The following is a 12,560-nucleotide window of genomic DNA, read 5'->3' as shown; positions in this document are numbered from 1 at the left end:
GTCGACGTGCATTCGGCGAGTTCAACCAGTCGTTGCAACACCGGGCTGTTGCAGCGCGCGTAGTTGCTCTTCGAAGTCCTCGGCTGGCCTCCGCCAACCGACCTTGCGGGGCCGGTTGTTGATCGCCAAGGCATAGCCGACGATCTCGCGGGTGGCCAGGTTCAGCTGGCAGGCGAGGTAGAGCCAGCCCTCGGCGGTGGGCAGGTGGGTGATGTCACCGACCAACTTGGTCCCAGGGCCCTCTGTCGCTCACCACCGGTCAGATTGCCGTGCGATCAGGCATCCGAAGCGCCGAGGGCTGAGGGCGTGAGATTGATCACGTGGTCATTATGTCCCGGAAGGGCGGTTCCGGTGTAAGTGGCAACTGAATTCGCAGTGTTCAACGGTCATTCCCTAGGTAGCGTCCCGGCTGATTGTGCAGACTTTGCGTTCTCTATGAAGGGGCTGTGGGGGCCATGGGGTGGTTAAGACGTCGCCGTTGGGCGGCGTATGGGGTCGTCGTCACAGCGGCGTCCTTGACAGCAGGCGGTGCGGCAGTGATGCCAGCCTCTGCCCAAGATTCGAGTGCTGCACCTCTTGGCAGCGCTGTGAGCGCTGCCGCGGAATCGGGTGAGGCGCTCAGCGAGGAACTGGCCAGGGCTGCTGCCGAAGCGAGCGGTCACCCGGTGGAGATCGCCAACCTGCGGCGTGAGCGCCGGGAGGTGTTCGCGAACGCGGACGGGTCATTCACGGCTCACGAGTATGCGCAGCCCGTGCGGACAAGGCGGGGCAGTGCCTGGATACCGGTCGATGGCACGCTCGTCAAGAAGAGCGATGGCAGTTGGTCGCCGAAGGCAGCCACGGTCGATCTGCAGTTTTCCGACGGTGGTCTGGGGCCGTTCGTCCGCATGCGGCGGGTCGGTCGCGAGTACGCGCTGACCTGGCCGGAAGGAATACTCCCGAAGCCGAAGGTCGAGGGGAGCACGGCGAACTATGCGGAAGTTCTTCCCGGCGTTGACCTGGTGGTCCGCGCTGACGTAGAGGGCTTCTCGCACTACTTCGTCGTGAAGACGGCCGAGGCGGCCGCCAATCCCGAGCTGGATAGGCTGGAACTTGGGCTTTCCACGAAGGGGCTGACGGTCACGAAGACGGCGAGCGGCGCACTGAGGGCAGTCGACTCTGCGGTGGGCGGCAGCGTTTTCGAATCGGGTAGGGCCGTGATGTGGGACTCGGCCGACCCTGCTTCCACCGCGACGGCTGCGGCGATGAGGGCCATGGGTTCGGCGGATGAATCTGCGAGCGCGGACCCGGTTCTGGACCCGGCCGACGGAGGCCGTAAGGCTTCCGTCGGCATCGAAGTGGCCAAGGGCAGGATCAGCCTCTCGCCGGATGTTGAGCTCCTGCGAGGGGAGAACACCAGCTACCCGGTGGTGATCGACCCCGTTCCACGGACCACGGGTACGACAGCCTGGACTTCTGTCATGTCCGGGATGCCGTCGGAGCAGGACTGGAAGTACTCGGGGCACGCGGGCATGGGCAAGTGTCCGTCCAACTACAACGCCCCTGAGTGCTCGGGCATCGGCGTGCGGCGTCTGCTGTTCAGCTTCCCGATGTCCTTCTACAACGGCAAGCAGATCATCAGTACGTCGTTCTCAGCACGTGTCGGCGCCGTGTACTGGGCCGAGGCGAAGGCCGAGCCGGTTGACCTCTACCGGATCGGTTCCGGGAACTACGCCATCAGTTCCTCGAGTAACTGGTCGAACACCTCGGGGTCGTGGTCCAAGAAGCTCATGACGGTGGACCAGAAGATCTCACCGACGACCTGCAGTAGCGCGGCGAACTTGCACTTCAGTAACGGTGCGCTTCTCACAGAGACGCAGGCCGCTGCCAACGGCGGATTGTCGACCCTTTCGCTGGGGTTGAAGGCCAAGGACGAGTCGACGTACTACGGGTGGAAGCGCATCTGCGGCAATAGCTATCTGTCGGTTAACTACAACACGCCTCCCGCACAGATCTCGACCTCGCTGATGTCGACGAATCCTGGCGGCAAGTGCGTGGTGGACGCGGCGAAGGCCCCGTACGTCGATGAGCTGCCGCAATTGAAGACCGAGGCCAGGGATTCGGACAACAGCGCCTCGTACTCCGACCAGGTCAAGGTGCAGTTCCAGGTCTTCTACAACGACAAGGACGGCGTCGAGAAGAGCTACTACGCGGACTCGGTCTACAAAGCTCCGAGCCCGGGCACTCTGTTCTCGCACACTGTGCTCCAGCCGCCGCTGGGCTCCGGTGTGGGCATGTGGGAGCCGGCAGCGAAGACCTTCCACCTCCGCAACACGGCGACCGCAGGCTTCCCTGACACCAAGCCGACGTTCACGTCGGGCGGGACCGTACCTCTCGCGGGAGACTGGGACGGCGGTGGTATCGACACCATCGGTATGTACGACCCGGCGACCAGCACGTTCCGTCTGCGCAATCAGAACACGGGCCCCGACCTACCCCCGTTCCGCTACGGCAACGTGGGTGACATCCCTGTGGTCGGAGACTGGGACGGGGACGGCAAGGACACGGTCGGCGTGTGGCGGCCGAGCAACCACTCTTTCTACCTGGCCAACCGTTTGGGCAGTTCAGCGGCCGACGTGCCGCCCTTCGTCTACGGTGCCACGGGAATGACGCCCATCGCGGGTGACTGGAACGGCGACGGCATCGACACCATCGGTATGCATGACCCCGCACACATCATGATCTACCTGCGCAACTCCAATACGGGCGGCGGTAACCATCATGAGATCCGGTACGGAAGCTCCGGTGACAAGCCTGTAGTTGGCGACTGGAACAAGGACAACGTCGATACGGTAGGAGTGTGGCGTCCCAGTACGCACTACTTCTATCTCAACAATCAGAACACCGACAATATCACCGACCTTTCGTTTGTGTACGGCGCCGACTCCATGATGCCTTTGAGTGGCAATTGGATTGACAACTCCGGTATTCCCTCGCGGACCAGGATCTCCTGGCAGGCCCGTGCGTTCGATGGCGAGGCATGGGGGCCTTGGAGCTCAGCCAACGCTGGGCGTTGCGTCGTCGAGCTCGACACGGGAACCCCGCAAGCCCCTGACGTCCTGGGCGCGCCGTACAAGGACGATGAGGTCTGGCGCAGTGGTGTGGGCAGGCCCGGAACGTTCACGTTCGAGTCGATCGACGAGACCATCGAAACGGAAGTCGTCGGCTACAAGTATCGGTTTGACGACGAGCAAGAGAAGTCGATAGCAACGTCGGATGGACAAGCGCGTAGCGTTACGTGGACTCCGCCGACGTGGGGGCTTCACACGCTGACTGTTACCAGTGTCAACGCCGCAAGCCGGACTAGTGCTGAGACGAACTATCAGTTCAAGGTCGTCGACGACGGTCCCGTCGGCCAGTGGAACCTCGGAGATCCGCTCGCTTCCCAGAAGGCTGCCGAGGAGATGGGCCGGCATGCCGCCGCCGTCGGCCCAGGAGTGCTCTTCGGTGCCGAAGGGCCAGGTGTCAAGCCGGGCGTCACAAGCCCTGACTCCGCTGCGAAGCTGAACGGCACCAGCGATGCCTACCTCACCGTGCGGGAGGACGACCCGCTTAAGAACTCCGCGGTCGTCGACAGCACGCAGAGCTTCTCCGTCAGCGCCTGGGTCAAGCCTGAGGCACTCGACAGGGACCGTGCTGTGATCAGTCAGGATGGCCCGGACAACGCCAACTTCGTCCTCGGATACGACGCCTCCGACAACAAGTGGGTCTTCGAGGCTCCGGGCACCGGCGGCGCGACGACGACGTCTTGGCGCGTCCAGGCCGTCGGGACCCCCGTCCCGGGCAACTGGGTGCACCTGACCGGCATCTACGACGCGAACGCAAGCGGTGGACCAAAGATCTCGATCTTGGTCGACGAGCAGCCAGCCGTCACCGCTGCACGGCCCACCAGTAATCAGCAGGGTGGAGACTTCCAGATTGGCCGGTCGAAAACCGACGGCGTCTATGGTGCAAACTTCCAAGGGGCCATCGCCGACGTCCGCGCCTACACGCGCGTCGTCACCACAGATGAGATCAAGCGTTTTCAGGACTACATGCCTGCGCGTAAGGCGTACTGGGACTTTGAGACTGTGGAGGGCGACGGCGTACCCAACCAGCACAGTGGTGGCGAAGCCCTACACCTGGACGGTCCGACTCCGTATACTCTGCCCGATCCCATCCTCGATCCCGAACCTAGTCTTCCGGCCATGTCCGGCCAGAGCTACATGCTGTTCGACGGCGTGGATGACTGGGCCGGTACAGCTCAGCCAGTCGTAGCCGGGGACGTCAGTTACACGGTCAGCGCGCGGGTCAGGCTCAGCACCCTCGATGCCCAAAAGTCTCAGGCAGTCCTGTCCCTCCCGGGGCAGAACACCGACCGCCTGGTCGTCCGGTACGACGCCGGCACCCAGCGCTGGCAGCTGGTTCTGCGGGCCTCCGACACCTTGGGGGCGCAGCAGACCGTTGTCAACTACTCCGGTCCCCCACCGACTGTCGACAATTCGGGCAATCACATCGCAGTGGTATACGACGCCGTGACGCGACGAGTGAGCCTGTACATCGACGGTGAAAGCTCGCGCGATGACGTTCGCCTCGACAAGTCGCCCTGGCCCTCGACCGGTGGCCTGCAGGTCGGCCGCACCGTGAAGGGCGCTGAAGCCGAGTATCTCGCGGGAGCCGTCGACGAGGTCCGTGTCTATGCGGGTGCGCTTGACCAGGTCGGGATCAATCTGATTGCCAGTCTGAACCCCAACACCACTATCTAGCAGGGCACCTGCGTTCGGGGAGCCGTCGCTCTCGCCGGCTCCCCGAACGTCCCTTGTTGAGCTTGTCACGAGATTTCCCAGATCCACCGACTCCGTGGAGTTTCTTCATGCCCATTCGCGGCCGTCTCCTGGCCGCCCGTATGCCCAGGCGAGTGGTCACAGGCACCCTTCTCGCGCTGTCGCTGGCCCTCTCGGCCAGCGTCGCGCAAGCGGTGCCCGTCCAGCCTGAAGCAGCCGGGCTTCCGGGTTTTTCTGACAATCCCGATCCCATCAAGGGGAAAGACGCGGCCAAGGCCAAGCCTCGCCGCGTCGACGACGCGCGCAAGTTCGCCGCCCCCACTCTTAGCCGTGCAACGTGGCCCAAGGTCGGCAGTGCCGAGCTCGCGATCCCAACGAGCCCTCCGATGCGCGCAAGGTCGGCCGGCGTCCCGGGTCCTCCTGAGAAGGCGGACGTCGGGGGACTTCCGATCGCCGTATCACCCGTCATCGGGAAGGGGCGTACGGGATCGTCCTCGCCCTCGAAGGTGAAGGTCACTTCACTGGGCGAGAAGAAGGCCGCCCGCTGGGGTGGTGCGGCTCTGCTCACCGTGGTGCGTGATGATGCCTCCGTCACGGCAGCACCCGTGCGGCTCTCGTTGGACTACTCCAAGTTCGCCGAAGGCGCCGGTGGGGCCTACGGCTCCCGCTTGCGCGTGATCGAACTCCCCGCGTGTGCAGCGACTGAGTCGCCCGCCCCCGGCTGCAAGGCTGTGGGCAAGCCCGTCGAGTCCACGAACGATCCTGTCACGCGTACAGTCACTGCGGAGGTGGCTGCGGCGCCCATGAGCAGTGGTGCCATGGTGTACGCATTGGCCGCCGGTGACTCGTCATCGAAGGGCGACTACAAGGCGACCTCGCTGTCACCTTCGGCGAACTGGTCGGTGTCGAACTCCTCGGGTGCGTTCTCGTGGAACTATCCGATGCGCACCGTGCCCACCCCTGGCGGACTCACCCCGACGGTCGGTCTCGGCTACTCGGCACAGTCCGCCGATGGCCGCACCTCAGCGACCAACAACCAGGGATCCTGGGTCGGTGAGGGCTTCAGTTACGAGCCCGGCTATGTCGAACGCTCGTACAAGCCGTGCTCTGAGGACGGGCACAGCAGCTCCGGTGAGCAGTGCTGGGCGTTCGACAACGCGACAGTGATGCTCAATGGCGCAGCCAGCTCGCTCATCAAGGACGACACGAGTGGGAAGTGGCACTTCGAGTCGGAGTCCGGGGCGAAGATCGAGCAGCTCACCAACGCCAACTACGTGACCGGAAACGGTGACAACGACGGTGAGCATTGGAAGATCACGACGACCGACGGTACCGAGTACTACTTCGGCCTGAACCGTCTTCCCGGATGGACCACGGGCAAGGAAGAGACGTCCTCGGCGTGGACGGCGCCGGTCTTCGGCGACGACTCCGGCGAGCCTTGCTACAACGCCACCTTCGCCAGCGCACACTGCAAGCAGGCATGGCGGTGGAATCTTGACTATGTCAAGGACATCCGCGGCAACGCCATGTCGTACTTCTACGGCGCGGAAACCAACTACTACGCGCTCAACGGCAAGACGGACGTCAACGGCACGGCGTACCACCGCGGCGGCTACCTCAAGCGAATCGACTACGGTCAGCGCGACAACACCGTCTACAGCACCAAGGCTCCGGCGCGCGTCACCTTCACCACTGCTGAGCGTTGCCTGCCGGTGACTGCCTTCGACTGCGCTGCGTCGAAGTTCACGACGGGCAATGCCGCGTACTGGCCCGACACTCCGGTCGACCGCAACTGCGCGGCGAACACCAAGTGCACGGCAAGCCAGAGCACGCAGACGTTCTGGACGACCAAGAGACTGGTCGGCATCACGACCCAGATGAGCAAGAGCTCTGTCGCGGGAGAATACGCCGACGTCGACGCCTGGACGTTCACCCACCTGTTCACCGACAACGGCGACGACACGAAGACCCTCTGGCTGGCAAAGATCGATCACGAGGGCAAGGCCGGCGGCAGCGACAAGATGCCCTCGCTCGAGCTGGCCGGCAGCCACCTGATGAACCGCGTCGACAGCGATGTCGACAACACCGACCCGTTCAAGCGGCTGCGTCTGGACACCGTGGTCAGCGAGACCGGGGCGCAACTCAACATCACCTATGCTCCGCAGGAATGCACGGCCACGGTCCTGCCGGCACCGGGCACCTCCACGAAGCGCTGCTTCCCCGTCGTCTGGTCTCCTCCGGGCAGCATCACCCCGAAGACGGACTGGTTCCACAAGTATGTCGTCCAGGACATCGTCGAGACTGACCGCACCGGTGGCGGCGAGGATCTGGTCACGCACTACGACTACCAGGGTGCTGCCGGCTGGCGGCATGCCGAGCCCGACGGCATCACCGACCCGAAGTATCTGACCTGGGGCCAGTGGCAGGGTTACGGCAAGGTCGTCGTAACCGGCGGAAGCGGCCAGACGACTGCCACACGCATCGAGTACACGTACCTGCAGGGCCTGGACGGTGACACGGTTCCGGGCGGCGGCACGCGTAGTGAGAAGGTCAAGGACTCCACTGGCGTCGAGTACACCGGGTCCAAGGAGTTCACCGGCTTCCAGATCGAGTCGAAGACCTACGACCACGCCACGAGCGGGAAGGTAGTCTCCAAGTCGATCAGTGAGCCGTGGAAGCATGAAACGGCCACGCAGACCAGGACCTGGGGTACCTCGCACGCCACCCTGGTCAAGCCCGGTGCCTCACGGGGCTATAGCCTTCTGCATGACGGCACATGGCAGGAGACCAAGTCGACCTCGACATACGACACCACCGTGCCGGGCGGCCGACTGGTCAAGACCGACGATCAGGGTGACGTGTCGCGGGCTGACGACGACACCTGCACTCAACTGTGGTACGCGGACACTCCCGCGAAGAACCTCTACGAACTGCCCGCGCGCAGCGAGGCCGTGACGGTGAGGTGTGCCGCGTCCCCCGATCGCAAGACCCAGGTTCTCGCGGACGAGCGCACCACCTATGACGGGTATGGCAACGCAGTCAAGACCGAGCGGCTGGCGGGCCATGACGGGACGACGGCCACTTACCAGGTGACCGGCACCACCGAGTACGACGCCTACGGTCGTCCCACCCTGCAGAAGAACGCAGAACAGCTGCAGAAGCCGTTGGCCGAACAGGTCGCCACGATCATCGCCTACACGGATGTCAACGGCCTGATCTCCCAGACCAAGCACACCAACCTTCTGGGCCACATTACGACGACCGACTACGCGCCGGCCTGGGGAGTCTCTTCGGGGCAGACCGACCCGAACGGCAAGCGCACCGACCTCGCCTACGACGGCCTCGGCAGGCTCACCTCAGTGTGGCTGGCGGACCGGACGAAGACGATGACGCCGAGTATCAAATACTCGTACAACGTCCGTCGCGACAAGACCACCGTCGTCAAGACCGAGAAGATTCAAAAGGACGGCGCCTACGGCGCGGAGTATCAGCACTACGACAGCCTCCTGCGCCCGCGGCAGCTCCAGACGCAAGGCCCAGCAGGCACCCGGATGGTCGGTGACGTCTTCTACGACGGCACGGGCAAGCCGAGAAGGACCAACGCCACTTACAACGCAGCGGGCGTCGCTTCGGATGAGCTGCTGATCGTGGCCGGCGGTCAGGTCGGCGCCCAGACCAGATTCGAGTACGACGGCCTGGGCCGCACCACCGCCGAGATCGCCCTCACCGGCGGCAGGGAGCAGTGGCGCACCGCCATCACCTACGAGGGCGAGCGCAAGAGGGTCGACCCACCGGTCGGTGGTGTCCCGACTACGACGATCACCGACGCCCAAGGGCGCGTGAGTGAGATTCGGCACCACCGCACCGCCACGTCCGCCCCGGAGGGTCCGGGCGTTCAGTACGACTCCACGAAGTACACCTACACGCCCCGCGGCCAGCTCAAGACGGTCACCGACGCCAAGGACAACGTCTGGAGCTACGAGTACGACCAACTCGGTCGCAAGACCAAGAGCAACGACCCTGACGCGGGTGTGACGGAATCCCACTACGACGGCATGGACCGTCCCACCTGGAGTCTGAACGCCAGCGAGGAAAAGACCTCCACCAGCTATGACGCACTGGGTCGCCCCACCATCACCTGGGCCGGCGACGCAGGCACCGGTACGAAGCTGACCGAGACGCGATACGACCGCGCGGGCGCCCTGGGCGAGGCATACGCCTCGATCCGCTGGACCGGCCCCACCTCGTACTTCGGCAGCGTCGTCCAGTCACGTGACGCTCTGTACCGGCCGATGCGGGTCGACTACATCGTGCCGGCGTCCGAAGGACTGCTGAAGGGCACCTACTCCTTCACGACCGGCTACAGCTCGGACGGAACCGTCGCCAGCAGCGGCATGCCGGCAGCAGGCGGTCTCCCCACCGAGACGTTCGCCTACACCTACGACGAACTGCAACGCCCCGTTGCCATGACGGGCACCTCATCCATCAACGTCACAGAAACGCTCTACACCGAGACGAGCTTGCTCAAGGGGCTCAAGTTGTCCGCCGGTGGCGGACAGAAGGTCCAGCAGGCTTTCCAGTACGAGAAGGGGACCGATCGGCTGACGAGCTCGCGGATCGACATCGAAGGGGTGAACGCCCCGGCAAAGGAGGCTCAGTACTCCTACGACCAGGCCGGCAACGTCCTGTCGATCTCCGACCTCGCGGGATCCTCACCAGACGTCCAGTGCTTCGCCTACAACTCCATGCAGCGACTGTCCGAGGCATGGACTCCCGCGGCCACACCGGCCGATGCCACCGGCTTCGGAACAGTCGGTGGCGTCGAGAACGGCACCTCTCCCGCAGCCTGCGGCCCGGCCCCAGGCACCGGCCCCCTGGGTGGCCCCGCCGCGTACTGGAAGTCCTACACCACAGACGCGATCGGCAACCGCACCCAGGACATCGTCCACGACACCGGTCTCGACGTGGCCAAGAACACCACGCGGACGTACACCTACGGCCAGAACGCCGGCCCGCACGCCGTCACCAAGCTGGTCGAGAACACCCCCACCGGCGATCGCCAGTCCCTTTACACCTACGACAACAACGGAAACACCCGCACCCGCACCATCAGCGGTAGCACCCAGACACTCGACTGGAACGCCGAAGGCCATCTGGCGAAGACCACAGAATCCGACGGCAAGGAGACGACGTACCTGTACGACGCCTCCGGCGAACGCGTCGTACGCCGTGACGCCACCGCCACCACCATCTACCTGCCCGGCATGGAGCTGAAGCTCCCCAAGGCTCAGGGCGCCACGGTCGAGGCGACCCGTTATTACACCTTCGCCGGACAGACGATCGCGGTCCGCGAAAACAACAGCACCCTCTCCTTCCTCGGGTCCGACCACCAAGGCACCAGCAGCCTTGCGATCAACCCGGCAACGGGCGCGGTCTCCCAGCGCCGCTTCGACCCCTACGGCGTCTCCCGCGGCCAGACCACGGGCACGTTCCCGGGCGAGAAGGGCTTCGTCGGAGGCGCACTCGACCTGCAGACCGGACTCACCCACATCGGGGCACGCGAATACGACCCCGGGCTCGGAAAATTCATATCCGTCGACTCGCTGATCGACTACACCCAACCCCAGCAGATCAACGGCTACGCGTACGCCAACAACAGCCCCGTCACACTGTCAGACCCCACTGGCCTGGCACCCTGCGCACTCGGAGTCGCGGACGGCGGAAGCTACTGCGGCTCCCCCTCCTGTGGCATGTTCTGTGCCCCCGTAGAATCAGTCGCGGTCGACAAGGCCAAAGACGACGAAAAGAAAGCGACCACCAACCTCAATAACTCGAAGAAAAAGATCAAGAAGGCCGTCCAGGCCCTCGTCAACATCATCAAGCAGGAACTGGGGATCGACGCGGCCCTGGACTGCTTCTCCAGTGGCGACATCGGCGCATGCGGCGAAACCGCACTCAACGTTGCAGGAAGCTTCGCAGGCGGCCTGGCAGGAAAACTCCTCGCCAAATACGGCCTGAGATGGGCCAAAGCTGCCAACCTCATCAAAACAGTCGCCGGTCATGTCGAAAAACTGATCGACGGAATCAAGGACTTCTTCAAATACTCAGAAAAGCTGGGCAAGGCCAAGGATGCACTTGCCGCCGCCCGAGCGAAGGTAAAATCCCTAGCAGGTAAGGGGACCTGCCCGACCCCGCACAGCTTCCTGCCAGGAACCAAAGTCCTCCTGGACGACGGAACCACAAAAAACATCGAGGAAGTCGAACTCGGCGACAAGGTAGCGGTCACCGACCCAGAAACCGGTCAGACCACGACGCGTGAAGTCGTCGGCACCATCGTCACCGAAGGCGACAAACACTTCGTCAACCTCACCATCGAGAACAACACTGGCAATACCTCCACACTCAACTCCACGACAACCCACCCCTTCTGGGTGCCGTCGACACACACATGGACCGACGCCGGCAACCTCAAACCCGGCATGACCCTGCACACCCCGACCGGCGACACCGCCACCATCGAGCAGGTCAACCACTACAACAAACGTCAACGCACCCACGACCTCACGATCAACAACATCCACACGTACTATGTGCTGGCGGGGGCCACTCCGGTCCTGGTGCACAACTGCAACAATCTGACTGCTGATGACGCTCGATTCCCTGCTGCGCACGTTCTCGACGAGCATGTGAATGTAAGTGATCAGCGACTCATTCAGATGGCGCAAACCTCGGGAGTGAAGTCTCGCTTTACTGATCTCCAGACTGCCCAGCAAGTCGTCGACTACGGTATCGCGTCAAATCAGAAGCGCATCGGTAACTGGCTTCGAGGTGGTGGCGTAGGGCCGCTTGAAATCAAGGGGAGATTCGGCGCCAATAACCCAATTGGGGTGAGGGCTGACGCGAGCGGAAGTATTACCCCCACAAGTAACGCGTACACGATAATCCTTCAGCGTGCGGCTGGGCACCCGGGGGGATATTACGTGTCGACCGCATACCCGAGATAGGTGTTCTCTGTGGGGATCAGATTTACCGAGGATGACTTCGGTATCACGCATCTAGCCTCTATGTTCCATCAAGACTGGAGGCTATCGGGGAGCGCGCGCGATGTGGTCATGAGCTACGTCGCCCAAACGTCAGATCCGTTCGTGCTAGCGCTCGCCGAGGATGCACTCAGGCTGGCAGCCAGCGGTGACGCTGACACTGTTGCCACCCTCTGGGAATGTGCAACTGGCTCCTATCATCGCCTCAACGGCGATTCGGTCAGTGGATTGGGTTGGTTCCGGGAAGTTGCAGATATCTGCGAAAGGGGCCTCACTCAAGCCGGCGTACACGCAAACCTCGAAGTCAGTGAAAGTGCGTACGGCGCCTTCGCGGGCAGGGTTGTCGCGGAAATCGACGAGCTTGAGCCTGCTCTGGATGAGGCGATCGCAAACAATCCAATGGTGAGTATCCCGGGCGCCGTATCGGCGCTGAGGGTGTGCACCTCGGATATCTGCCCAGAACTCGCCTTTAGAGTCCTCCTGAGATTCCTCATGGAGTATTCTTGTGAGATCGACCATGATTTGTATGCGAGATTCGTAGAGCTGGGTCACGAATTTTCCTACGGAGAATTCGTGGTCTCGCGAATTTCGTTCCTGATGCGCTAGCCCTCTCCGGGTGACGGCCCTTGGATCTGGATTAATAGAGATTCCTTGGGTAGGAAGCATGCGGCAAGCCAAGAGGCCGCCATTGGCTAATCCCGATGGCGGCCTCTTGGCG

At 63.3% G+C, this 12,560-nt stretch carries 4 protein-coding genes; 3 read left to right on the top strand and 1 reads right to left on the bottom strand.

Going from position 1 to position 12,560, the window contains the following annotated elements; all coding sequences use genetic code 11:
- Nucleotides 1-21 precede the first annotated feature (21 nt).
- Nucleotides 22-225, bottom strand: coding sequence for a hypothetical protein (locus OG393_RS04910; protein ID WP_327378625.1), 204 nt, complete (start codon nucleotides 223-225; stop codon nucleotides 22-24).
- 362 nt (nucleotides 226-587) lie between these two features.
- Between OG393_RS04910 and OG393_RS04905 the strand changes: the two genes are divergently transcribed.
- The 3 genes from OG393_RS04905 (at nucleotide 588) to OG393_RS04895 (ending at nucleotide 12,448) form a co-directional block, all read left to right on the top strand.
- The gene (locus OG393_RS04905) at nucleotides 588-4,784 is read left to right on the top strand and encodes a LamG-like jellyroll fold domain-containing protein (protein WP_327373344.1); all 4,197 of its coding nucleotides are present in this window, start codon (nucleotides 588-590) and stop codon (nucleotides 4,782-4,784) included.
- Nucleotides 4,785-4,936: 152 nt separating this feature from the next.
- Complete coding sequence (locus OG393_RS04900; RefSeq protein ID WP_327373343.1) at nucleotides 4,937-11,806, top strand: polymorphic toxin-type HINT domain-containing protein; 6,870 nt, start codon at nucleotides 4,937-4,939, stop codon at nucleotides 11,804-11,806.
- Entirely contained in the window at nucleotides 11,807-12,448 is a 642-nt protein-coding gene (locus OG393_RS04895) for a hypothetical protein (RefSeq protein WP_327373342.1), read from the top strand.
- Nucleotides 12,449-12,560: the final 112 nt, after the last annotated feature.

It is taken from the genome of Streptomyces sp. NBC_01216 (genome assembly GCF_035994945.1).
Taxonomy (GTDB): Bacteria; Actinomycetota; Actinomycetes; order Streptomycetales; family Streptomycetaceae; genus Streptomyces.
This window is presented reverse-complemented; position numbering and strand designations above follow the sequence as displayed.